23 protein-coding genes are annotated in these 23,351 nt (G+C 32.3%); 4 read left to right on the top strand and 19 right to left on the bottom strand.

Annotated elements, in window-relative coordinates; genetic code table 11:
• Window positions 1-11: 11 nt before the first annotated feature.
• Together ccoS and FHS04_RS11570 are read right to left on the bottom strand one after the other, a co-directional pair.
• Window positions 12-194, bottom strand: coding sequence for a cbb3-type cytochrome oxidase assembly protein CcoS (gene ccoS, locus FHS04_RS11575; RefSeq protein ID WP_027879816.1), 183 nt, complete (start codon window positions 192-194; stop codon window positions 12-14).
• A 73-nt stretch (window positions 195-267) separates the two neighbouring features.
• The gene (locus FHS04_RS11570; protein ID WP_106678558.1) at window positions 268-2,640 is read right to left on the bottom strand and encodes a heavy metal translocating P-type ATPase; all 2,373 of its coding nucleotides are present in this window, start codon (window positions 2,638-2,640) and stop codon (window positions 268-270) included.
• Between the two features lie 102 nt (window positions 2,641-2,742).
• On the opposite strand from FHS04_RS11570, the gene FHS04_RS11565 reads away from it, so the two are divergent.
• Window positions 2,743-3,420, top strand: coding sequence for a Crp/Fnr family transcriptional regulator (locus tag FHS04_RS11565; RefSeq protein WP_106678560.1), 678 nt, complete (start codon window positions 2,743-2,745; stop codon window positions 3,418-3,420).
• An 87-nt stretch (window positions 3,421-3,507) separates the two neighbouring features.
• Here FHS04_RS11565 and FHS04_RS11560 read toward each other — a convergent pair whose 3' ends face one another.
• From FHS04_RS11560 to mnmE, 10 genes are all read right to left on the bottom strand, one after another.
• Window positions 3,508-3,957 (bottom strand): glycoside hydrolase family 16 protein, encoded by a 450-nt coding sequence (locus tag FHS04_RS11560; protein ID WP_244906281.1) that lies wholly within the window; start codon window positions 3,955-3,957, stop codon window positions 3,508-3,510.
• A gap of 200 nt (window positions 3,958-4,157) precedes the next feature.
• Window positions 4,158-4,988, bottom strand: coding sequence for a hypothetical protein (locus tag FHS04_RS11555; protein WP_146131299.1), 831 nt, complete (start codon window positions 4,986-4,988; stop codon window positions 4,158-4,160).
• A 183-nt stretch (window positions 4,989-5,171) separates the two neighbouring features.
• Window positions 5,172-5,561, bottom strand: coding sequence for a hypothetical protein (locus FHS04_RS11550; RefSeq protein WP_183408377.1), 390 nt, complete (start codon window positions 5,559-5,561; stop codon window positions 5,172-5,174).
• 38 nt (window positions 5,562-5,599) lie between these two features.
• Window positions 5,600-5,908, bottom strand: a complete 309-nt coding sequence (locus FHS04_RS11545) for a hypothetical protein (RefSeq protein ID WP_244906277.1) — start codon at window positions 5,906-5,908, stop codon at window positions 5,600-5,602.
• Window positions 5,909-6,007: 99 nt separating this feature from the next.
• Window positions 6,008-6,427: a GreA/GreB family elongation factor gene (locus FHS04_RS11540; protein WP_106678571.1), complete on the bottom strand. Its 420-nt coding sequence runs from the start codon at window positions 6,425-6,427 to the stop codon at window positions 6,008-6,010.
• A gap of 23 nt (window positions 6,428-6,450) precedes the next feature.
• A complete protein-coding gene (locus FHS04_RS11535; protein WP_106678573.1) occupies window positions 6,451-7,755 on the bottom strand; it encodes a Glu/Leu/Phe/Val family dehydrogenase in 1,305 nt (434 codons plus the stop codon).
• Between the two features lie 724 nt (window positions 7,756-8,479).
• On the bottom strand, window positions 8,480-9,811 hold the full coding sequence (locus FHS04_RS11530) for a sigma-54-dependent transcriptional regulator (RefSeq protein WP_106678575.1): 1,332 nt from the start codon (window positions 9,809-9,811) through the stop codon (window positions 8,480-8,482).
• 8 nt (window positions 9,812-9,819) lie between these two features.
• Complete coding sequence (locus FHS04_RS11525) at window positions 9,820-10,911, bottom strand: sensor histidine kinase (protein ID WP_106678576.1); 1,092 nt, start codon at window positions 10,909-10,911, stop codon at window positions 9,820-9,822.
• 227 nt (window positions 10,912-11,138) lie between these two features.
• Window positions 11,139-11,498 carry a helix-turn-helix domain-containing protein gene (locus FHS04_RS11520; RefSeq protein ID WP_106678578.1) on the bottom strand — a complete coding sequence of 120 codons (360 nt, stop codon included), beginning with the start codon at window positions 11,496-11,498 and terminating at the stop codon, window positions 11,139-11,141.
• A 229-nt stretch (window positions 11,499-11,727) separates the two neighbouring features.
• Window positions 11,728-13,134: a tRNA uridine-5-carboxymethylaminomethyl(34) synthesis GTPase MnmE gene (gene mnmE, locus FHS04_RS11515; RefSeq protein ID WP_106678580.1), complete on the bottom strand. Its 1,407-nt coding sequence runs from the start codon at window positions 13,132-13,134 to the stop codon at window positions 11,728-11,730.
• A 64-nt stretch (window positions 13,135-13,198) separates the two neighbouring features.
• On the opposite strand from mnmE, the gene FHS04_RS11510 reads away from it, so the two are divergent.
• A complete protein-coding gene (locus FHS04_RS11510; protein WP_106678582.1) occupies window positions 13,199-13,711 on the top strand; it encodes a peroxiredoxin family protein in 513 nt (170 codons plus the stop codon).
• A 62-nt stretch (window positions 13,712-13,773) separates the two neighbouring features.
• On the opposite strand, the gene FHS04_RS11505 is transcribed toward FHS04_RS11510, so the two are convergent.
• Entirely contained in the window at window positions 13,774-14,424 is a 651-nt protein-coding gene (locus FHS04_RS11505) for a rhomboid family intramembrane serine protease (RefSeq protein ID WP_106678584.1), read from the bottom strand.
• 62 nt (window positions 14,425-14,486) lie between these two features.
• Between FHS04_RS11505 and FHS04_RS11500 the strand changes: the two genes are divergently transcribed.
• Window positions 14,487-15,377, top strand: coding sequence for a lysophospholipid acyltransferase family protein (locus FHS04_RS11500; protein ID WP_106678586.1), 891 nt, complete (start codon window positions 14,487-14,489; stop codon window positions 15,375-15,377).
• Between the two features lie 70 nt (window positions 15,378-15,447).
• Here the strand turns inward: FHS04_RS11500 and FHS04_RS11495 are convergent, their stop codons facing one another.
• From FHS04_RS11495 to uvrA, 3 genes are all read right to left on the bottom strand, one after another.
• A complete protein-coding gene (locus FHS04_RS11495; protein WP_106678588.1) occupies window positions 15,448-16,137 on the bottom strand; it encodes an LOG family protein in 690 nt (229 codons plus the stop codon).
• Window positions 16,138-16,283: 146 nt separating this feature from the next.
• The gene (locus FHS04_RS11490) at window positions 16,284-16,451 is read right to left on the bottom strand and encodes a lmo0937 family membrane protein (RefSeq protein ID WP_106678590.1); all 168 of its coding nucleotides are present in this window, start codon (window positions 16,449-16,451) and stop codon (window positions 16,284-16,286) included.
• Window positions 16,452-16,537: 86 nt separating this feature from the next.
• Entirely contained in the window at window positions 16,538-19,372 is a 2,835-nt protein-coding gene (gene uvrA / locus FHS04_RS11485; RefSeq protein WP_106678592.1) for an excinuclease ABC subunit UvrA, read from the bottom strand.
• A 152-nt stretch (window positions 19,373-19,524) separates the two neighbouring features.
• Here uvrA and FHS04_RS11480 point away from each other — a divergent pair, with 152 nt between their 5' ends.
• A complete protein-coding gene (locus tag FHS04_RS11480; protein WP_106678594.1) occupies window positions 19,525-20,049 on the top strand; it encodes a hypothetical protein in 525 nt (174 codons plus the stop codon).
• 106 nt (window positions 20,050-20,155) lie between these two features.
• Here FHS04_RS11480 and FHS04_RS11475 read toward each other — a convergent pair whose 3' ends face one another.
• From FHS04_RS11475 to FHS04_RS11465, 3 genes are all read right to left on the bottom strand, one after another.
• Window positions 20,156-20,884, bottom strand: a complete 729-nt coding sequence (locus FHS04_RS11475) for a hypothetical protein (RefSeq protein ID WP_106678596.1) — start codon at window positions 20,882-20,884, stop codon at window positions 20,156-20,158.
• 171 nt (window positions 20,885-21,055) lie between these two features.
• Window positions 21,056-22,744 carry a gamma-glutamyltransferase gene (ggt, locus tag FHS04_RS11470; RefSeq protein ID WP_106678598.1) on the bottom strand — a complete coding sequence of 563 codons (1,689 nt, stop codon included), beginning with the start codon at window positions 22,742-22,744 and terminating at the stop codon, window positions 21,056-21,058.
• Window positions 22,741-23,340 (bottom strand): acyl carrier protein phosphodiesterase, encoded by a 600-nt coding sequence (locus tag FHS04_RS11465; protein ID WP_106678600.1) that lies wholly within the window; start codon window positions 23,338-23,340, stop codon window positions 22,741-22,743. Before FHS04_RS11465 ends, ggt begins: the two co-directional genes overlap by 4 nt.
• Between the last annotated feature and the right edge of the window lie 11 nt (window positions 23,341-23,351).

Below are 23,351 nucleotides of genomic sequence, written 5' to 3'. Positions count from 1 at the left end.
AATAATTGTGATTAGTCTTTGTTGTTTTTAGTTATTGTTTTGTTTGTTTTTATAAGTTCGTCTTCAAAAAGCATTCTTACAGATGGTGTATAACCATCGTCAAATTGCCCGTTTCTTACAGCCATAATAAAGGCTACAAAGAAAATTACAGCAACAATAATGCTTACCGTTAATAATATATATATAACACTCATACCTAATTAGAAGTTATGTTTCAAAATTACTTTAGAAGTCTTGTTTAAAAGATGATATTTATCATGTTTAAAATTATTTTAGTTTTCGGCCAATCCAATTTGTAGCTATTGTAGTGAAAATCACAATACTTATAGAACTTAAAGGCATCAATATTGCCGCAATTACTGGCGCTAATTGTCCTGTAATAGCAAAATATAATCCTATAACATTGTAAAAGAATGACAGCAAAAAGCTCCATTTTATAATTTTTAGTGCACTTTTTGAAGCCTTGATATAACTATACAAGTGATTAAACTTAGAAGCATCCAAAATAGCATCGCAAGCTGGAGAAAACACATTTATATTTTCTGAAATTACTACACCAACATCACTTTGTGCTAATGCTCCTGCATCATTTAGTCCGTCACCAACCATAAGTACTTTTGCGCCTTCAGTTTGATGGTATTTTATATATTCTAATTTATCGTCTGGTTTTTGATTAAAAAGTAACTTAGTTTTTGATGGCAGTAGTTTTTTAAGATTTTCCATTTCACCTTCATTATCCCCAGAAAGTATCGCTAAGTCATAATCTTTTTTTAGCTTATTAAATAGTTTAGACAATCCTTTACGATAGCTATTATAAAAGGTAAATTTTCCTTTATAAATAGTATTAGAACTTACGTGAACAGCTGTATTTAAAACTTCTGTTTCTGTTTGATAACCTACAAATTTTGCAGATCCTATTTTTATATTTTTGGAAGCATGAGAAGCTTCTATACCTTGTCCTAAATGTTCTTTATAAGTATCTAAAGTAATAATATTATGTTCGTCTAAAATATCATAAAGACTTCTACTTAAAGGATGATTAGATCCTCTTAAGGTGTTTTTTAATAAAGTTTCTTCTTCTGTGGTAAGTGGCAAACCTTCATATTTTGCTTCACTTTTTTTGTTTGAAGTAATGGTTCCTGTTTTATCAAAAATTATCGTGTTTATGTGCGATAATTGTTCTATTACCGAAGCGTTTTTTAAATAGAACTTTTTCTTACCAAAAATACGCAACAAGTTTCCGAAGGTAAATGGAGCCGATAATGCTATAGCACATGGGCAAGCAATGATTAAAACAGCAGTGAACACATTCATCGCTTTAGAAGAATCTACATAAAGCCAATATGCAGTTGCTATAAAAGCTATACTTAAAATAATGATTGTAAAACGCTTACTTATAGCGTTTGTTAGCGTTGTAAAACCATCTTCTTTATTTTTATTAAACACATCGTTACTCCATAATTGTGTTAAATAACTTTGCTCTACAGACTTTATGGCCTCCATTTCTATAACACCAGATGTTTGTTTTCCGCCTGCAAATAATTTATCTCCAGATGCTTTTTTAACTGGTTCAGATTCGCCAGTTACAAAACTGTAATCAATTTTTGCGCTTCCGTTAATTAAAATTCCGTCTACGGGAATTAACTCTTGATTTCTTATTAATAATCGGTCTCCTTTTTCTATATCATAGACTTGAACTGGCACTTCTTCGTTATTAATAATTTTTGTAACTGCAATTGGAAAGTACGATTTATAATCGCGTTCAAAAGATAAAAATGAATAGGTTTTTTGCTGAAAGAATTTACCAAGTAATAAGAAAAATATCAACCCTGTTAAGCTGTCAAAAAATCCTGATCCGTAGTTGAAAATAATTTCTATTGTACTTCTTAAAAATAGAACAATTGCACCTAAAGCAATTGGTATATCAATATTTAAAATTCTGGTTTTAATAGCTTTATACGCCGAAATAAAATAATCTTGTGCAGCATAAAACACTACAGGTAACGAATACGCAAACATTAACCATCTAAAAAGATGTTTATATTTTTCTAGCCAATATTCATCTACCTCAAAATACTCCGGAAAAGACAAAAACATGACATTACCAAATGCAAAACCAGCAACGCCAAGCTTGTATATTAAGCTTCGGTTAACATTTTCTTTTCCTGTTTTATAATCGTCTAAACTAATGTACGGCTCATAACCTACAGAGCTAAGAAGCAAGACTAATTCTTTTAAACTAAACGTTTCTGTATTATACGTTGCTCGAACTGTTTTTTTACCAAAATTGACTTGAGATTGAGAAATAGCAGGATTTAATTTGTTTAAATTTTCTAAAATCCAAATACAAGAACTACAATGAATATGCGGAATGTAAAGCGTAACAATTTGTGTTTTGCCATCGTCAAACTCTACTAATTTTTCGATAATTTTTTCTTGTGAAAGAAAATCGTACTTACCTTCTATCTCTTTAGGAACAGCTCCTGGTGAAGATTGAAGATCATAGTAACATGTTAAATCGCTTTCCGAAAGGATTTCGTAAACCGTTTTACAACCATTACAACAAAACACTTTTTCATCTTTTGTTATTTTGGTATCTGCACATGTATCACCACAATGATAACATACTTTTGCATCCATAATTTGCTCTTTTATACCTGTAACAAAGATTACATTTAAACTCAATATATTTTATGATATTTGTCATATTATGTATAATTTTGGAACATTAGTCTTTTAGGTATGAGCAAATGTGAACAATGTATTGTTAGGCAATTTAATAGTTTAAAGGCCTTAACAAAAGAAGAGTTAATGCGTGTTTCTGCATGTAAAACAACTCAAATCGTTAAAAAAGGAGATAACATTTTTGAAGAAGGTGATTCTTTAAATGGTATTTACTGTATAAGAGATGGAGTTTGTAAATTAACTAAGTTAAGTGAAAATGGTAAAGATCAAGTTGTAAAACTTGCACTTAAAGGCGGAATGATTGGTCAACGCTCTTTAATTAGTGGAGAACCATCTAACCTTACTGCAACTGCTGTAAATGATATGCAAGTTTGCTTTGTTCCTAAAAGTGAAATTATCCAAGATTTACAAAAGAATCCTGATTTTTCTATGGACGTATTAAAAAATATGGCCAAAGATTTAAAAAACTCTGATGATCAGCTTGTTGATATGGCACAAAAAACGGTTAAGCAACGTCTTGCTAATACGCTTGTTTACATTCATCAAAAATTTGGGAGTGATGAAAATGGTTTTTTAGCACTAACCCTATCTAGAGAAGATTATGCAAGTATTGTTGGTACTGCTACAGAAAGTGCTATTAGAATCTTATCTCAATTTAAAAAACAAGGATTAATTAGTACAAAAGGAAAGCAAATAAAAATTGAAGACGAAGCAGGTTTACTAAGAGTTGAGTAAACTTTATCATATTTTAATAAAAAAAGGTGCAACAATTAATTGTAGCATCTTTTTTGGTTTTAGTTAGTTACTTAGTTAGATGTTTAGTTATTGATATACTTTTACGTAATCTATTATAAACTCTTGAGGAAAAATTGAATCGTCCACATCAGGACCTCCAAAATAACCACCTATTGCCATATTTAAAATAATAAAAAATGGTTTATTAAAAGGATAGTTCTTTTTATCTTTTTCTTCTGGTGAGAAGGTATATACCAACTGATCATCTATATAAAACTTAATAGCATCTTTACTCCAATTGGTTTTATACACATGAAAACCTTCTTCAATATCTCCTATAGTCTCTACATTAGTGTTTACTGATTGACCAAAACTTGCTGGTGTGTGTAATGTAGTATGAATCTCATGAGGTGTTTTACCTACATATTCCATAATATCTATTTCACCACAAGCTGGCCATAAACCATGTCCTTGAGGTAATTTTGCTTTTACTTCTACAGTACCGTATGTAAATTCGTATAAGTTTTCTGATTTAATTCTTGCAGATATGCTTTATGGAACAAAATGGAACAACTGACGAACACCTTATTACCTGCCTACCTCAATTTTTATTAGTAACTTAATTAAAAATTGGTGCTGGAATTAACCAGGATAATAAGGCAATGATACCTAATCCTATTAAAATTAATATTAATATGATAAAAAATTTCCTGTTACTCATATGATAAAATTATTATTTATTGATGGATTGTCAGAACAGTATTTGTCCTTAATTTGCCAATCGTGGAAATAACATTGGATTTATAAAAACCAATTTTTCTCAACAAATCGGTTTTTTTATCGATAATACAAATTATGTGGTCGTTATGAGATGCTGCATATTCTTTCAAGCCATATCCAGATTGTATGAACTCTATATTTGATTCTTTCTCCAAAAGTTGTTTTAGGTAAGTGCTTAAGGATTCCAAATTACTAGCTACTTGAGCTGTCAAGTTTTTCTGTTCCTCTAAAACTAGAATTTCAATATCAAGTTTGGTGTTTTTGAAGGTCTTGATGAATCTATCAATTTCTAAAGTGTTAATTCCCAGTTTGAAATCTGAAGCAATTGTGATACAAAGCCCTTTACATATAGAAGTGTTGGGTGGCGCGATTAAGACAGGACAGGTTCTTACTTTTTCTAAAATCATTCCAGTATTCTTACCCACTGTTTTATTTGAGTTACCGGATACTATTACTAAATCTATACCGATTTTTTCAACATTAGTTTTAATGCTTTCGATAAGACCAGAATTTTCGGAAATAGCATAAAAGCTATGTTTGTCATTATCGGAATCTAATGTGCTATGTTCAACCAAAGCACCCAATTGTCTCAATGATTCCTCTTTGGGCTCATCAAAAAAGGCATCATCAGCTTGAAGTAATTCAATAGCATTTAAGCCTGAAACATCATAAGAATACGTATTTAAAAAATAAAATTCGCAGTATTCTTCTTTAAGAAGTTCTGTAACGTAATTAATGGCTACATTAATATTACGAGAAAAATTAGTTGGGATTAATATCTTTTTCATTTTGTTCTTATTAAGAGTGAATATCCAGTTTACTGCTGTTGAAATTCTTAAGGGCAACCGTGAAAGTAGTTACTTTCACGGTTGCTTATACACAAAAAAAATGAGGTGTTTTGCTATTAATCAAATTTTAAACTATGTTCCATTTTTAAATTTTTCAGTACTTATTTTATTATTTCATATCCATTATTTGCGCTGATATCTGCTTATTATGGTATAGAATTGATTTCTAAAACTGTTGCAATCCGTTACAAGTTTCAAATAGTTAGCTCTTCTTTGCTCATGTATTTTTAGCCGATTCAAATCATATTTAACTTTTCCGTACTCATATTCAGTTTTAAGCTCTTGTTCATATTTACATAAATTTGCCATAATTAGGACGTTGTTCCTTCTAATTGCTAAAATTGTATTTGAAACAGACGTATTTTTAATGAGTTTTTTTTCGATTAGTGACATCTGTTCTAATTCACTATTGAAGGCTTCTATAGCCGCCATCCACGTGTGTAATTCATTTAAATCTTTTTTTATACAAAGACGTCTATGTTCATCCATCTTGTGTGATATAATACTGCTCACATGCTTATGTTTATTTAGTCAACACCAACGAGTTTAATTTACCCATGAATTTTATTGAAAAAATCATCCTTGAGACGTCTGTATTTATCCAAATGGTATAGATAACTTCTTCGGTAGCTTTCATGTTCTGTGATATACACCATATCACAAGCCGTATCTTCACACTCTGCAATGTTTGTTCTTGAATTGGAGTATTTAATTAGCGCATTTAACAAGGTTTGATTTTCATTTTGTTTCTTTTCAAAACGTTTTACAACCGTACTATCCTCCAATTTTGTGTTGAAGCCTTGATTACAGATTGTAATAAGATTGATAAGCTCTTTTTCTATATACTTAAGATGGCTCATCCAGTTTTCCAATTCCTTTGTACTGATTTTATGTGTTAGATCTACATCGGAGTCGTGCTTAAATAGACTATTATTAAAACCTGCCATACTCTTGTTTTTTTAAATTGTTATGTTGATATTATTGAATGTCTTTTCTTGTTGGACTTCAATAATTTTTATTTCATGTTGCCCCATAGGAAACTCCCAGGTTACTATATCTCCCTTTGAGTAGCCAATAAGTGCTGCTCCCATAGGAGTGAGAATAGATATTTTATTGTTCTTAACATCCTTATCCGTTGGTGCAACTATTTGAATTGTTTTCTCTATTCCATTATTAAAAATTATTGTCACTTTACTGTTGAATCTAATTACATCTAGTGGCATTTCGCCATTATCAACAATTTGGGCTGTTTTCAATTCATCCAATAATTTCTGATGAGACTTTAGAGTTTGAAAATCTTCAGCATAACCTGAAATGTTAAGTATCTTTTTTAAATAGACGTACTCTTTTTTTTCCATTATTAAACTTCCATATTTCATGTCTTCATGTTTTAAATTTTTATTTATGGGAATATCCCTCTTTGCACATAAGCTTTTTCAATACGTTCAATAGCAATACAATATGCAGCAGTTCTCATGTCTATGCCTTCACGTTTTGCATACTCATAGACTTTATCAAAAGACTCTTTAAGTTTTTTGTGTAGTTTTGCCATGACCTCATCTAATTGCCATAATTCGCCATTACGATTTTGTAGCCATTCAAAATAGCTTCCTACAACACCACCTGAATTGCACAAAATATCTGGTATAATAGTAATCCCTTTTTCTAATAGGATTTTTTCTCCTTCAACATTAGTAGGGCCATTTGCCCCTTCTGCAATGAGAGTAGCCTTTATTACAGGCGCGTTATCTTTTGTGATTTGATTACCAAGTGCCGCAGGAATGCATATATCGCATTCTGTAGCAAAAAACTTTTCATTGTCAAGATGGAATGCTTCTGGGTAACCAACGACACTACCTTTATTTGTTTTTGAATAGCTTAATAGATTTTCGACATTAATACCTTCTGCATTTCGTATACTACCAAAAGCATCTTGAACTGCTACCATTTTTGCACCATCCTTTTCTAAAAAATGTGCAGCCCAATAACCCACGTTACCAAACCCTTGAACAATAAATCTTTTATCTATTAAACTTTCGTTGTTTTTTTCTGCCCAAAATTTAATTGATAAATAGACTCCATATCCAGTTGCTCTATCGCGCCCTTCAAGCCCACCACTTCCTGCTGGTTTTCCGGTAACTACATGTTGGTTTGCGGTACGTTCAGCTGGTGGTCTTGTACTCATGTAGGTATCTGCCATCCACGCCATTGTTTGACTGTTTGTGTTAACATCTGGAGCTGGTATGTCATGTTCTGGACCAATATTGTCTGCCAAAGCAAAGGTGAAGCGTCTGGTAATACGCTCTAATTCTCCTTGAGAATATTTTGAAGGGTCTAATTTTATTCCACCTTTTCCACCACCATAAGGCAATCCAGCCAATGAGGTTTTCCAGGTCATCCACATAGCCAATGCTCTTGCAGCATCTATATCTACAGTTGGATGGTAACGTAAACCACCTTTGTATGGTCCTAATGCATTATTGTGCTGTACTCTATAGCCTGTAAAAATCTCCACTTCACCATTATCCATCTTTACTGGGAAGTTTACAATAATCTCATTATTGGTAATGCTTAAGATTTTTTTAATGTTTGGATGAAGTTTAATATGGTTTGCAGCACTTTCAAACTGCTCCATAACATTATCCATCATACCCCTTACGGGTATTTTTTTAGATTTCTTATTTATTTCTTTTGTTAATGTTTCCATTTCTAATATTTAATTAGCGATTACGTTATTTTAGTGAATCTTTTATATTTGAAAATTTAAAAGGGCTGATCCTTATAGTTTCAAAGCTTAATTTGTTATTGTTCGTCCTTTGTGATGACATTGCTCTAAAAAGGGATTTAAAATTCATTTTATCCTGTATTTATATGTTTATACTGTTTTTGTTTATTATAATTTCTTTAATTGGCATAAAAATTTATTTGAAATACCTTTCTGAAATAGACCGCTCATGATATTTAATCCATTATGTATTTATGCCTTGCATAATTACGATTGGGCTTTTTGTCTATTGCTTTCTGACCATTAACTGTTGTTATTAGGGTATTAAAAATCATAACTTTTTGTTTTATTAGTTAAACAAACAATGACTTGCGTTCTTGGAATGTTTCGACTTCTGTGATAACTTCATCGGGCAGCGACTCATCATATTCACTACAAGACCAAACCTTGTCTTTTTGCGCTGTTAAAACACAAGTGTTTACATGTGAACAGCTTGTGCAAATACTAAAGTGATTCATATTGAAAAAAATTATTATTAATTACATATACCCATTGGCAATGCGTGTGCCAAAACAAGAACTCTAAATGAAGAAACTTCGAAAAACCCTTTATTTAAAAGGGTTTTTAGCATGGTTAGTAGTAAATTTAAAATTGGAATAACTGGGGTATAATTACCCGGTTGAGGAAAAAAGTATCAAACCTAATCTTATTGGTCTGCAAGTTTTTGCCGAATGGTCTTTCGGTCTATTTGAAGAATTTCTGCTGCTTTTGATTTATTATTATCAGTAGCTTTCAGTACTTTTTGAATGTATTTTTTTTCCATTACTCGTAATGGAACGAGTTCATCGGAAGGGAAGTTTAAGTTATACTTTAAGTGTTCGGGTAAATGCTGGACTTCAATAACTTTATCGCACATAATAACTGCACGCTGAATAATATTTTCAAGTTCTCTAACATTACCAGGCCATTCGTAACGTTCTAAAATTGTCAGAGCTTCCGGAGTGATTTTTACAAATCTATCTTTATACTCCACTCCATATTTAAATAGGAATTTGTCCACTAATAATTGGATGTCCTCTTTGCGTTCACATAGTGGAGCAATTTCGATTTCAACGACAGTTAAACGGTAAAACAAATCTTCCCTAAAAGTTTGTTTTTTTATCATCTCCCTCAAATCGCTGTTTGTAGCTGCAATGATACGCACGTCTATTTTTTCTGCTTTTGTGGAACCAACTCGCACTACTTCTTTTTCCTGCAGGACACGAAGCAATCTTGATTGAACAGGCAATGATGCATTACCTATCTCATCCAAAAAAATAGTGCCACCATCAGCTGCTTGGAAAAACCCTTCTCTATTGGTTTCGGCTCCCGTAAAAGCTCCCTTTAAATAGCCGAACAGTTCCGCTTCCAACAAATTTTCTGGAATAGCACCACAATTAACTGCGACAAATGGGGCTCTTGAGAATTTGCCCTGATAGTGGATAGCTCGGGCTACCAATTCTTTACCTGTACCACTTTCGCCTTTGATAAAAATAGTTGCCTTATTATCTTTTATACGCTCAATAACTTGGATTACGTCATTTATTTTTTCTGAATTCCCGATGATATCTCCGTAGGCTTTGGTATTTACTTCCTTGTGGCTATCTTCTTTCGTTGGTGCTTTTTGTGAAGCGACCATAGATTTATCAATTGCAGTCTTTAACTCATCCTTTGTAAATGGTTTGGTTAAATAATCTACCACTCCGGATTTAATAGCTGCCAAGGAATCTTGAATGGACGGATAGCCTGTGACGACGAGTTTTGGTAATTTTGGATAATGTTCTGACACAAATTTTATGAGTTCGAAACCATCCACTTCGGGCATTTTTAAATCTGTAATCAATAAATCAATTTGTGTGTCCCTTAAAATGGAGACCGCTTCTTTAACCGATATGGCTTTAAAAACGTGATAATGCCAAGACTGTAAATGGCGCTGCAACAATTCTAGAATGTTTACATCGTCATCCACAATAAGTATGTTTTCCTTGCGTAGTTGCATCTATGAAATTAATCTTTTGGAAGTGTCACCGTAAAGATAGCACCTTTTTTATTATTATTTTGAGCTGTGATGGTTCCTTTATGAGAAGCGACAATACCATGAACGACGCTCAACCCAAGTCCTGAACCTTCTCCTATGGGTTTTGTTGTGAAAAAGGGTTCAAATACTTTATCCATATCCTTTATATCAAAACCTTTTCCTTCATCAGAAATTTTAAGAATGATGTGTTTTTTATTTTGACTTGTCTCAATAGTAACCACTCCATTTTGCTGAGAAAAGTAAATAGCATTCATCAGTAGATTGAACATAATTTGTGTCATTTGTACGGTATCAGCACGCAACATCAAATTTTCATCTTCAATTTTAACGATATATTTTACTTTACTTTTACGAAATGTTGGTTCCAGTAATTTTATTGATTCTTTAATAATACTTACTAGATTAATATGCTTCATTTCCTGTGGCATTGTGCAAGTAAAGAACATCAGTTTTTTAACAACCTCTCTTGAAAATATGGCATTTGTAATGATTTTATCGAGGTCATTAAGAGCTTGTTCATCTTTTTTCAATCTTGATTGTAAAAGCTCCGCAAAACCGAGGATATTGGCTAATGGTGTGTTGAGTTCGTGAGCGATACCTGCTGTAAGTTCACCTAAAGTGGCAAGGCGGTCTGCACGCTCCATCTGACGTTTCATGGAAAGCTCGTTATTTTTAATGTCGATACGCTCCAAAAGATTGCCAATTTTTAAGGCGACATTTTCCAGCAATAATGTTTCTTCTTCTAGAAATTTGTCTGCTTTTAAAGCTGAAGCGTTAAAGGATGCGATGATACGCCCTTTGGGATCATTAAAAATTAAAATGGAACTGACGATTGTTGGATTGGCTGTATTTAATGGTTCGGTGTTTATATTTATAGATGGTGTTTCTATGGAAATCTCTGTCTTGTCGGGATATTGAAAGGCTTTTTTTAAACTGTAAGCAATTGCTTTTATGGTTTGTTCCAGCTGGTCATAATCGGCATTTACAATAATAGATGTCACTTCATAGAGACAGGTTAATTCTTTAATACGCTCTTTTAATTGTTGTTCTGACTTACTCATGTGACGAAACATTTTTATTTCACTTTAAAATAAGCTTAATTTTTAACATCTACCCAATATTTTACAAAAACCACAATTTATTTTTTGCTTCTTGTTTAATGTCGTTTTGGAACCTTGGTACTAATTGCGCCACCATTTCGGGATATTTGATGATTATTGGGACATTTTGAGGTTTTAATGATTTCCAATACAGTCTGCTGAACTGGAATACTTACCTTTTAAATAATTTAAAATTTTGAAAGTAGTCTATCTATCTCAGATCTCTTAATACGAATAAGTCTTTTAGAAAGGTTTACAGCTCTAAGTTCTCCTATTTCAATTAGTCTATAGGTTGACCTTTCAGAAATATTAAGTAAAGTAGCTGTTTCTTTTACTGTTAAAAAATCTTTTACTTGAATAATTTCTAATGGCTCAAGTTTAACTTTTAAGGTTTCTTCATTTGATTTTCTAATCTTATCATTTTTCTTTCTTTTCTTATAAGCTATTTTTGCACATTTATCTCCACAAAAACGAGTTACAGTTGTCTTAGCTACAAAAGTCTTATTACAATTTTCACAAATTCTACTAACTCTAATATTTGAACTCATTCAATTCTATTTTGCTTCTATTTACATATATAAATAGACATAAATTAAAATAAGATTAATTAGTCGCCATAATCTCTCCTACAATTCAAATATAAATCAAAAAAACACAATCAGGTACAAAAGAAACTAAAAAATTATAAATTTTTATAAAAACAAAAAATACAAAAAAAACTCTTTTAATTGATTTTCAGTGATTTTAATTTAAAATACTTTAGTGTGTTTTATATGATTATTTACCGATACAGAAGTTAGCAAAAATATTACCCAAAAGATCATCACTAGTAATCTCACCTGTAATCTCTCCAAAATGATATAATGCTTGTCTAATATCTATTGCCATTAAATCTCCAGAAAGTCCTGTTTCTAAACCGTATTTTACTTTTTGGATTTCTTCAAAAGCTTTTAATAAAGCATCATAATGACGTGTGTTTGTGACAATAGTTTCGTTATTATTTAATGCGCCTGTATTAACAAAACCAATTAATTTGTCTTTTAAATCTTCTACACCTTCGTTATTTTTTGCCGAAATCATTAATGCTTCAATGTGTTGAATTGTATTTAAAGATTGTGACACTTCTTCTTTTTCTTCCTCTGATAATTGATCTACTTTATTGGCTATAATTAACATTGGTTTAAGCGGGAACTTGTTTTTAATCTTTTCTACTTCTACAATCAAACGTTCGCTTTGTGTTTTAAACTCGTTAGCAGAAAATAAAAAGACAACAACTTGTGCTTGGTCTATTTTCTCAAAAGTTTTTTTAATCCCAATATTTTCAACAACGTCTTTTGTATCTCTAATTCCTGCAGTATCTATAAACCTAAAACCGATACCGTTAATTACCAATTCATCTTCAATGGTATCTCTGGTTGTTCCTGCAATATCACTTACTATGGCACGTTCTTCGTTTAAAAGCGCATTAAGCAATGTAGATTTACCAACATTTGGCTCTCCGACAATTGCTACTGGTATTCCGTTTTTAATCACATTTCCTACGGCAAAACTGTCTATTAAGCGTTTTAAAACGAAAGAAATACGATCTACCAAATCTTTAAATTGTGTGCGATCTGCAAACTCTACATCTTCTTCTGCAAAGTCTAATTCAAGTTCTATTAGAGAAGCAAAATTTAACAATTCTTCACGTAGCTTAGCTATTTCAGAAGAAAATCCGCCACGCATTTGCTGCATGGCAATTTGATGTGATGCTTCATTATCACTTGCAATTAAATCGGCTACAGCTTCGGCTTGGCTTAAATCTAGCTTTCCGTTTAAAAAAGCACGTAAAGTAAATTCGCCAGGATTTGCCATTCGGCAACCTTTTCTTAAAAATAGCTGAATAATTTCTTGTTGAATATATACCGAACCATGACACGATACCTCAACTACATCTTCTCCTGTATAAGAATTTGGGTTTTTAAAAACCGATACTAAAACCTGATCTATCACACGGTTTTCGTCAATAATATGTCCCAAATGTATGGTATGCGTCTTTTGGTCGCTAAGCGACTTTTGGCTTTTTACAGACTTAAAATTATCTGCTGCTATCTTTATAGCGTCTTTACCCGATAATCTAATTATGGCAACTGCGCCAGCGCCAGAAGCGGTTGCTAAAGCTACTATGGTATCGTTGTATATCATAGTGCAAAAATATGCATATTTTATTCAACTTTTATAGTTTATATTTGTTGCAAACTTATTTGTAATGAAAAACACTTTAATATTATTTATTTCGGTTTTAGCATTGTTTTCTTGTAAAGAAGAAAAAAAGGAAATTACTGTTTTTGGGACTAACATTGGTGACTACGCACCAACTTTTACTGCGCCAACTCCTGATGGGGCTACTTTAAATATTAACGATATTGACGCCAAAGTCACTATTTTAGATTTTTGGGCTAGTTGGTGTGGACCATGCAGAAAAGAAAACCCAAACGTAGTTAGAATGTATAACCAATATCACGACAAAGGATTAGAAATTGTCGGAATTTCTTTAGATAAAGCACAGCAAAAAGACCGATGGTTAAAAGCTATCGAGCAAGATAAACTAACTTGGAAACATGTATCTAACCTACAAGGTTGGCAAGAGCCAATAGCACAAACCTATGGTGTAAGATCAATACCTGCTACTTACATTTTGGATAAAGACGGTAAGATTGTTGCAAAAAATCTACGTGGTAAAGCTTTAGAAGATAAAGTTGCTGAGTTATTAGCGAATTAAAATTTTTATTTCACTTTCGTGGAAAATCAAGAAACTTCGATAAAACATCGGAGTTTTTTTGTTTAGATTTTGCCTAACTTTTTCATTACAAACAATAAAATGATTGGTAATGCTAAAACAACAACCATTGTTAAATTAATTTGAAACAAGTACGGAACAAAAACTAAAGTAGTTACATAACCACCAATTGCGCCTCCAAAATGCGCATCATGTCCAATATTACCAATACGTTTTTTCATTCCGTAGATAGAATATAATAAATATCCAATACCAAAAACATAGCCTGGAATTGGAACAGGAATAAAAAAGAAAAACAAACTCATGTCTGGATTAAGCAGTATTGCTGCATATAAAACACCTGTAACTGCTCCACTTGCTCCTACTGCGCTGTAATGGTATTCATCTTTATGAAAATATAGCGACAATAATCCACCAGCAACTAAGCTGACTACGTAAATAAATATAAATTTAAGTGACCCAACATATGCAATTACATTGTTTGCAAAAAAATACAGCGTAATCATGTTAAATAATAAATGCTGTGTATTTACATGCAAAAATCCAGAACTAAACAATCTAAATTGTTCGCCTCTTTTTATGGCACCAACATTAAATTTATACTTATCAAAAAAACCATAATCGTCAAATCCTTTGTAAGAAATTATGACGTTTGCAGCGATTATAATTATTGTAACAATTGCTAAATTACCCATTTCAATATTTAAGTTTCATTCAAATATACTATATATTTGCCAAGCTAAACTAAGAACGCATCATGCAATTTATTGCCTACATATTAATCTACCCTTTTTTGTGGTTAATCTCTATCTTACCTTTTAGATTACTTTATGCTTTTTCTGATGGATTGTACATTTTAATCTACCGTATTATTGGCTACAGAAAAAAAACCGTAAAGGAAAATTTAAGACTTGTTTTCCCTGAAAAATCTGAAGCTGAAATAAAAACCATAACAAAAAAATTCTATCATCATTTATGTGATATGGTTGTTGAAGCTATAAAATCTATGACTATTTCTGAAAAAGAAATGAAAAAACGCTTCACTTTTAAAAATATTGAAGAGCTTAAAAAACACGAAAAAGAAGGTAAGAGTATTGTAATGATGACTGCGCATTATGCCAGTTGGGAATGGATTTTTATATTACAAACCTATATAAACTACACTGGTTACGCTATTTACAAACGATTAAACAATAAGTATTTTGACCGTTTGGTAAAACGTATTAGAGCACGTTACAACTCTTATTTAATAACTACTAAAGAAACTTTTGACGTACTGCAAAAAGCAAAGAATAAAGGCGAATTAACTATTAATGGCTTTGCTGCAGACCAAAGCCCTAAACCAGATAAAGCTTACCATTGGTTAAATTTTATGGGAATTAAAGTTCCTGTTTATACTGGTGCCGAATTAATGGCAAAACGCCTTGATATGACTGTAGTATTTTTTGCTGTAAAGCGTGTTAAAAGAGGTTATTATGAAACTACAATTACTACTCTTGCAGAAAACCCTCATGATTTTAAAGATTATGAAATCACGGATCGTTTTTTTGAATTAGTAGAACAACAAATTTACGAAGCACCAGAATACTACTTATGGACTCATAAACGATGGAAACACAGAGATAAGGTGCCAAAAGAGTTTATGTAAAACAAAAAATTTCAGAAAATAACATCATATTATCTTCTGAAATTTCTTTTTTAAAACCTTTTTTGTTTGTTTAGAAGTTTGGACTTAAACCATATTCTTCGTAAAATTTATCTAGTATATCTACCACTTCATCTGCTGTATCTACTAAGTGTATTAAGTCGATATCTCCAGGACTAATATTTTTAAAACTATCTAAAAGTGTTGTTTTAATCCAATCCATTAATCCTTCCCAAAATTCGGTACCAACTAATATAATCGGAAATTTTTCTATTTTGTTAGTTTGGATTAAAGTAATTGCTTCAAATAACTCGTCTAATGTACCAAATCCACCAGGCATGACTACAAATCCTTGAGAGTATTTTACAAACATAACTTTTCTAACAAAAAAGTAATCAAAATCTAAGCTTTTATCTGAGTCTATATAAGGATTATCATGTTGTTCAAAAGGTAATTCTATATTTAATCCTACAGATGTTCCGCCAGCTAAATGAGCTCCTTTATTACCTGCTTCCATAATACCTGGTCCTCCACCAGTAATTACACCATAACCGGCATTAACAATTTTTGAAGCTACTTCTTCTGCTAATTTATAGTATTTATGATCTGGTTTTGTACGAGCAGATCCAAATATAGATACACTTGGTCCTATTGCACTCATTTTTTCAAATCCGTTTACAAACTCGCCCATGATTTTAAAAATCGCCCAAGAGTCGTTTGTTTTCTTTTCATTCCAACCTTTAGGATGTTGTTCTTTTCTCATATTATAGTTTTAAAAAATTCAAACAAACAAATTTAATAGATTTGAAAGGATTTAGCTGTTCTATTCACATTTTTTAAACAAAAAAAGACTAGCAATATTACTAGTCTTTATATAACATTCTAAAAATGAATATTTTATACTAAAAATTACAGTGGTTTTCTTCCTGAAATGATGTTATAGAGCACTGCTATTACTGCAATTACTAATAACACATGTATTAAACTTCCGGTTCCCATTCCTGAAACAACTCCAAAGAATCCTAGAACCCACATGATTATACAAATTACGGCTACTAGCCAAAGAATACCTCTCATAATTATTGGTTTTTGTGGTTAATGTTAAATAAAGTTACATAACCAAAACACCATAATGTGTTAACAAAATTGTAATTAGCTTATTATTAAGAGTTTAATTCTTTCTTTAAAAATCGTGCTGTATGACTCTTTTTATGTTTTGCTACTTCTTCTGGAGAACCTTCTGCAACTACTTGTCCGCCACCTTTTCCGCCTTCATAACCTATATCTATAATATAATCTACCGTTTTAATTACATCTAAATTATGTTCTATAATTAACACAGTATTACCTTTATTTGCTAATTTATTTAACACTTGCATTAACACTCTTATATCTTCAAAATGAAGTCCTGTTGTTGGCTCATCTAAAATATAAAAGGTGTTTCCTGTATCGCGTTTACTTAGCTCGGTTGCTAATTTTATACGTTGCGCTTCTCCACCAGAAAGCGTTGTACTTTGTTGTCCTAAAGTGATGTAGCCTAATCCAACATCTTTTATGGTCTTAAGTTTTTTATGAATCTTTGGTATGTTTTCAAAAAAGTCTACCGCTTCATTAATGGTCATGTCTAATACATCGCTAATGCTTTTTCCTTTGTATCTTATTTCTAAAGTTTCGCGATTAAAGCGTTTACCTTGACACGTTTCACATTCTACATAAACATCTGGTAAAAAGTTCATTTCTATTACACGTAATCCGCCACCTTTACAGGTTTCACAACGTCCGCCAGCGACATTAAAACTAAATCTACCTGGTTTATAACCACGTATCATCGCTTCTGGTATTTTGGCAAAAAGACTACGTATTTCGTCAAAAGTTTTGGTATAGGTTGCAGGATTACTTCGTGGTGTACGACCAATTGGCGATTGGTTAATATCAATCACTTTATCAATATGTTCTAAACCTTTAATGCTTTTGTATGGCATTGGTTTTTTAACACCATTAAAGTAATGAGCGTTTAAAATTGGATACAACGTTTCGTTAATTAACGTCGATTTACCGCTTCCTGAAACACCTGTAACACCTATCATTTTTCCTAAGGGAAACTTTACAGAAACATTCTTTAAGTTATTACCTGTACAGCCTTTAAGCTCTAAAAACTTACCGTTACCTTCACGACGCTTTTTAGGGATTTCAATTTCCATTTTACCATTAAGGTACTGTGCTGTAATGGTGTTACCTTTTAATAACGCTTTTGGCGTGCCTTCACTTATAATTTCGCCACCATGTTTTCCTGCTCGTGGACCAATATCTATAACGTGATCGGCACGTTCTATCATATCTTTGTCGTGCTCTACAACTATAACCGAATTACCAATATCGCGTAAAGACACCAAACTATTAATTAGCTTTTCGTTATCGCGTTGATGTAAGCCAATACTAGGTTCGTCTAAAATATATAACACACCAACTAACTGCGATCCTATTTGTGTTGCCAACCTAATACGTTGTGCTTCTCCACCAGATAAGGATTTTGAGCTTCGGTTTAAAGACAAATAATCTAATCCTACATCTAATAAAAATTGAATTCTGGCACGAATTTCCTTTATAATTTCTTCTGCAATTTTTAGTTGCGTTTTGCTTAAATGTTGTTCTAAATTGCCAAACCAAGCAGAAAGCTCGCTAATATCCATATTAGCTAATTCGGCTATATTTTTTTCGTTTACTTTAAAATAAAGCGACTCTTTACGTAATCTACTACCTTCACATTCTGGACATTCAATTTTGTCCATATAGTCTTTTGCCCAACGTTTTAATGATGTTGACTCTGCAGTATTGTATTGGTTTTCAATAAAATTAGCGACACCTTCAAAATCTATTTTATAATCTCTGGTAATACCTAATGTTTTACTTTCCACAGAAAACTTCTCATTTCCACCATATAAAATTACTTGTTTCGCTTCGTCTGGAATAGACTTATAAGGATCTGTTAATTTAAAATTATAGCGTTGTGCAATGGTTTCGAACTGCTTAAAAATCCAGCTCTTTTTTTCTGGTCCATGTGGCGCTAATGCTCCAGCTTTTATGGATAAAGAATCATCTGGAATTATTTTTTTCTCGTTAACTTGATACAACGTTCCAATACCGTTACATTTTGGACAAGCACCTTTTGGCGAGTTAAACGAAAAGTTGTTAGGTTCAGGATTTGGATAAGAAATCCCTGAACTTGGACACATCAAATTTCGGCTAAAATAACGTGCTTCTTGTGTATCTTGATTAATCACCATTAACACGTCATCACCATGATACATTGCTGTATTAATTGTCTCGGTTAAACGCTTATCGTTATCTACATGTTCATCTATCTTTAAGCGATCTATAACAATTTCTATATCGTGCGTTTTGTAACGATCTAGTTTCATGCCTTTAACCAAATCTCTAATTTCGCCATCAGTTCTCACCTTTACAAAACCTTGTTTTGCAATTTGCTCAAACAACTCGCGGTAATGTCCTTTTCTAGACCTAATGACTGGTGCTAACACGTTAATGCGCTTACCTTTGTAACTTTCGGTAATTAATTTTTTAATTTGCTCATCACTGTAACTCACCATTTTTTCGCCTGTATTGTAACTGTAAGCGTCGCTACCTCTTGCGAATAATAGTCTTAAAAAGTCGTAAATCTCGGTAATAGTACCAACGGTAGATCGTGGTGATTTGCTGGTTGTTTTTTGTTCTATAGCAATTACGGGCGACAAACCATCAATTTTATCTACATCTGGTCGTTCTAATCCGCCTAAAAATTGTCTGGCGTACGCCGAAAATGTTTCGATGTAACGACGTTGTCCTTCGGCATAAATGGTATCAAACGCTAAAGACGATTTTCCGCTTCCCGACAAACCAGTAATCACAACTAGTTTTTCTCGTGGAATGGTAACGTCTATATTTTTTAAGTTATGTGCTCTTGCGCCTTTAACTTCAATGTTTTCTTCAAAATTTGTCATAGCAATTTTTAGCAAATATCTGTGAATTGGCAAAGTTGCGAAGATACGATTTTTATCACTCTTTTTGAAGTGCAATTAGTTATCATTTTCTTAATGAAGTCTTTGTGATTTTTTATATTTTCGTTGTCACGGAAATTAAAAAACAGATACCAATGAAACTTTTAGGAATAGGATCAAGAATTAATCATACATCATACGGAAAAGGCGTTGTTACTAATGTAGATAGCCAACAATATTGGGTAACTTTTATAGAAAACGGATTAGAAACCATACCGTTAGACGATGATTTTGAAACTATTGAAGCTGCCGAAAACGAGGTAGATACAGTTAGTTTTTTTGATATTGAAAGTAGCTTGGTAAGTATCTTAAAAAAATACAGTGATGTTTCTGAAGTTGTGCATATTGGCGACAAATGGAAAGGCGGTATTATGGAACTAAAACCAGCAGACCAAAACCTAAAAAGTAAAGAAATAAAAATTGAAGATTTTTTTCATAAAATAACAATGGTTCGTGATCGTTTGCGCGTTATGGAACAAAAAATAAATTCTAGTAATCTTGAAGAACAAGAAAAAATAGATTTACAGCAATATATTACACGTATTTATGGTAGTTTAACGACGTTTAACGTTTTATTTAAACTGAAAGAACAACAGTTTGTTGGGCAGAAGAGTAAGTAGTTAAGCTGTTAGCTGTTAGCAACAGCTATAATTATGCAGTTAAACTTTATATTTCTTAGTAATTATTAGGCAAACAAATTTGTGATAATTCGTGAAATTCGTGTCTTTATTCTGACCTTGAAGTTTTTATATCATCCAACTCTAAACCTAAAAACATAAACTTATGAAAGGTTGGTAATTGCGCATTAGTTTCGGTAGTTTTCCAGTTGCTCCATGTTGCTTCTAAACCGCCAATAGGTAAAATATCTACCCACATTTGAAAGCTTTTAGGTTTATAATTCTCGTCTAAATGCCATAAATAAGAATCGCCTGGTGTGCTTCCGCCTTTTGTATAAGTAACTAACAGACCTTCTTCTCCGTCTTCATTTTTGGCAATACTTCGTTTTGTACCAGCATCAAAAACTTTATATGGCGCTACTAACCAAAACGTATCATTATTAAAATAATCTATTGCTTTTTGTACGTATTTTTCTTTTTCTACGCCATTATACGCTTGATCTTGCACAAAAACTTTAGAGTTGCTTTTGTTATTTAAATCTAGTTCTACTTTAAAATGACTCCAAAACACATTACAAGTATTTTCTAATTTGTTCCATTGGTACTTGTGTCTTTGTTTAAAAGTAAACTCGATATAATCGGTATTTTTATAAGCCTCGTAATCTAAAGCCTCTAACATTTTATTGGCTAAAACATCCGCTTTTTCTGTTGGGTTTATTTGTGGTAAATCTTCTGCATATTTAAAGTATACAAATCCAAAAAACAGTAATGATGGTAGAGTAAAAAAGATAATTACTCCTAAAATTATTTTAAATATTTTCTTTGCTTTTATTGCCATAATATTGAGATTTTTCAAAAACTTATTATTCGAAATTAAAATTGTTCTCGATACGATTTTTTATTCTATTTCAAAACACTTCTACTCACTTTGACTACGATAAGTGACCAACTTTTAATTACCATCTTTTAGTCGTTACAAAAAATCACTCGAACTGACATATTTGATGTTTTAAAATCCAACTGCGGTATCGTCTCCTCTTGGATCTGCGCCACCTTCTAATTGCCCGTTTTCTTTAATTAAAATAGCATCTACTTTACCAATTACAGGTGTACGATTTGTATTTATAATATATCCTTTTTCTTGTAATTTATTAGTTAATTCTTCATTAAAAGCGTTTGGTTCTACTCTAATTTCGTCAGGCAACCATTGATGATGAAATCTAGGCGCTTCTACTGCTTCTTGAATACTCATGTCAAATTCATGCACATTAATTATAGCTTGCATGACGCTAGTGATAATGGTAGATCCGCCAGGCGTACCAACAACCATATATAATTGTCCGTCTTTTTCTACAATAGTTGGCGTCATAGAACTTAGCATACGTTTTTCTGGTAAAATACTGTTTGCTTCTGCTCCAATTAATCCGTATACATTTGGTTCGCCTGGTTTACTTGAAAAATCATCCATTTCGTTATTAAAAAAGAAACCTAATTCTTCTGAATACAATTTAGAACCATAACCAGAGTTTAATGTTGTGGTTACCGCAACTGCATTACCGAATTGATCGACAATTGAATAATGTGTAGTTTCATCACTTTCAATAACCTGAACATCGCCATGTTTTATCTTTGTTGAAGGCGTTGCTGACTCAAAGCTAAAATCTTTCATCCTATTAGACGCGTAACTTTCGCTAATTAATTGGTTTTGTGGAATGTTTACAAAATCAGGATCTCCTAAATAAAAACTTCTATCTGCATACGCACGTCTTTCGGCTTCTGTAATTACTTGAATGGTTTTAAGTGAATTATGCCCAAATTCACTTAAATCATAAGGTTCAATTTGATTCATAATTTGCGCTAAACAAATTCCACCACTTGATGGCGGCGACATAGAAATGATCTTTAAATCATCATAAGTAAAGGTTATTGGATCTCGCCATTTGGCTTCGTACTTTGCAAGGTCTTCTTTGGTGATTATTCCACCATTCCTTTGGATGAAATTTGCTATAGAATCTGCAATTTCACCTTTGTAAAAGGCATCACGACCATCTATCATAATTTTGACCAACGTTTGTGCTATCTGTTTATTTTTAATGGTATCTCCAGCTTTCCATTGTTTAGCAAACAGAATGGTATCTTTATTAACTTCAAGAAAATCTTTACGCTTTTCGTCTAAAACAGATTGTTGCTTTTTAGTGACCACAAAACCACGATTAGCCAAATTTATCACAGGTTGCATAATGGTTTGAATAGGCAAACTCCCAAACTTGTCGTGTACTTCAAATAAACCAGCAATAGTACCTGGCACGCCAACAGCCAATCCGCCTTTTGTACTTAAATTAGGGATAACATTACCCAAATTATCCAAATACATTTGTTTTGTAGCTGCAAGTGGTGCTTTTTCGCGATAATCTAACGCGCCAATGTCTCCATTTTCTAGTCGGTAAACCATAAATCCGCCACCACCAATATTTCCAGCATAGGGATAACAAACCGCCAAAGCTAAATCGGTTGCTATCATGGCATCAAAAGCGTTTCCGCCTTTTTTGAGAATCTCTACTCCTATTTTTGAAGCTTCAGCTCTTGCTGAAACGATCATAGCTTTATCTGCAATTACACCTTCTTTTGTTAGTTTTTTGTCTTCTTTACAATTGAAAAATGAAAGAACAACAATTATTAAAAATAACCTGTATTTCATGATAACTCTTGGTTGATTTGGATTAGTTTTTCTTCTGAAAATGTGATAAGTTCCTCAAAAAAAGAGGTGAATTCGGCTTCGAATTCGTCATAAAATAAATCAAGTTCTTTTGTGGCTAAATTCATTTGTGATCGGTTTTTGGTTCGCTTATTCATTCCGTCTAAAACTTTTGCTATGCCTTCTTTTGTCGCATAACTTAACAGCCAATTTCCTGAAATTAAATGGGGTATCATTTTTAGGATGCGTTGTGGTAAAATTTCAATATTATCGGTCAAAATTTGATAAAAATTTTCGGCATAATCTTCTAATGGCACATCAGAATATTTTGACCAGTTTTTGGCTAAAAAATGATCATATAAAATATCTACAATAATACCAGAATAATGTCCGTAATTTTCATGAAGCCTTTTGGTGCTTTGTCTAACGGTTGGATGCGCATCTGTAAAAGTATCTATTTGACGGTGTAATAATATTCCTTTTTGAACTTCTATCGGGTACGTTTTATACTTTTTACCGCGTATTCCATCGGCGATAAAGTTACCAATAGTTAGCATTTTGTTATTTCCGGAAAGGTAGATATGCGCTAAGTAGTTCATTCAATAAATAT

The sequence above is a fragment of the Mesoflavibacter zeaxanthinifaciens subsp. sabulilitoris genome (assembly GCF_014191595.1).
In the GTDB taxonomy this organism is placed as follows: Bacteria; Bacteroidota; Bacteroidia; order Flavobacteriales; family Flavobacteriaceae; genus Mesoflavibacter; species Mesoflavibacter zeaxanthinifaciens.
Note: the sequence above shows the minus strand (reverse complement) of the source record. Positions and strands in the feature narration are given on the sequence as shown.

Coding starts and splice junctions, on each gene's coding strand:
- ccoS (WP_027879816.1), bottom strand. CDS start 194: ATGAGTGTTATATATATATTATTAACGGTAAGCATTATTGTTGCTGTA.
- FHS04_RS11570 (WP_106678558.1), bottom strand. CDS start 2,640: ATGGATGCAAAAGTATGTTATCATTGTGGTGATACATGTGCAGATACC.
- FHS04_RS11565 (WP_106678560.1), top strand. CDS start 2,743: ATGAGCAAATGTGAACAATGTATTGTTAGGCAATTTAATAGTTTAAAG.
- FHS04_RS11555 (WP_146131299.1), bottom strand. CDS start 4,988: ATGAAAAAGATATTAATCCCAACTAATTTTTCTCGTAATATTAATGTA.
- FHS04_RS11545 (WP_244906277.1), bottom strand. CDS start 5,908: ATGAGCCATCTTAAGTATATAGAAAAAGAGCTTATCAATCTTATTACA.
- FHS04_RS11540 (WP_106678571.1), bottom strand. CDS start 6,427: ATGAAATATGGAAGTTTAATAATGGAAAAAAAAGAGTACGTCTATTTA.
- FHS04_RS11535 (WP_106678573.1), bottom strand. CDS start 7,755: ATGGAAACATTAACAAAAGAAATAAATAAGAAATCTAAAAAAATACCC.
- FHS04_RS11530 (WP_106678575.1), bottom strand. CDS start 9,811: ATGCAACTACGCAAGGAAAACATACTTATTGTGGATGACGATGTAAAC.
- FHS04_RS11525 (WP_106678576.1), bottom strand. CDS start 10,911: ATGAGTAAGTCAGAACAACAATTAAAAGAGCGTATTAAAGAATTAACC.
- FHS04_RS11520 (WP_106678578.1), bottom strand. CDS start 11,498: ATGAGTTCAAATATTAGAGTTAGTAGAATTTGTGAAAATTGTAATAAG.
- mnmE (WP_106678580.1), bottom strand. CDS start 13,134: ATGATATACAACGATACCATAGTAGCTTTAGCAACCGCTTCTGGCGCT.
- FHS04_RS11510 (WP_106678582.1), top strand. CDS start 13,199: ATGAAAAACACTTTAATATTATTTATTTCGGTTTTAGCATTGTTTTCT.
- FHS04_RS11505 (WP_106678584.1), bottom strand. CDS start 14,424: ATGGGTAATTTAGCAATTGTTACAATAATTATAATCGCTGCAAACGTC.
- FHS04_RS11500 (WP_106678586.1), top strand. CDS start 14,487: ATGCAATTTATTGCCTACATATTAATCTACCCTTTTTTGTGGTTAATC.
- FHS04_RS11495 (WP_106678588.1), bottom strand. CDS start 16,137: ATGAGAAAAGAACAACATCCTAAAGGTTGGAATGAAAAGAAAACAAAC.
- FHS04_RS11490 (WP_106678590.1), bottom strand. CDS start 16,451: ATGAGAGGTATTCTTTGGCTAGTAGCCGTAATTTGTATAATCATGTGG.
- uvrA (WP_106678592.1), bottom strand. CDS start 19,372: ATGACAAATTTTGAAGAAAACATTGAAGTTAAAGGCGCAAGAGCACAT.
- FHS04_RS11480 (WP_106678594.1), top strand. CDS start 19,525: ATGAAACTTTTAGGAATAGGATCAAGAATTAATCATACATCATACGGA.
- FHS04_RS11475 (WP_106678596.1), bottom strand. CDS start 20,884: ATGGCAATAAAAGCAAAGAAAATATTTAAAATAATTTTAGGAGTAATT.
- ggt (WP_106678598.1), bottom strand. CDS start 22,744: ATGAAATACAGGTTATTTTTAATAATTGTTGTTCTTTCATTTTTCAAT.
- FHS04_RS11465 (WP_106678600.1), bottom strand. CDS start 23,340: ATGAACTACTTAGCGCATATCTACCTTTCCGGAAATAACAAAATGCTA.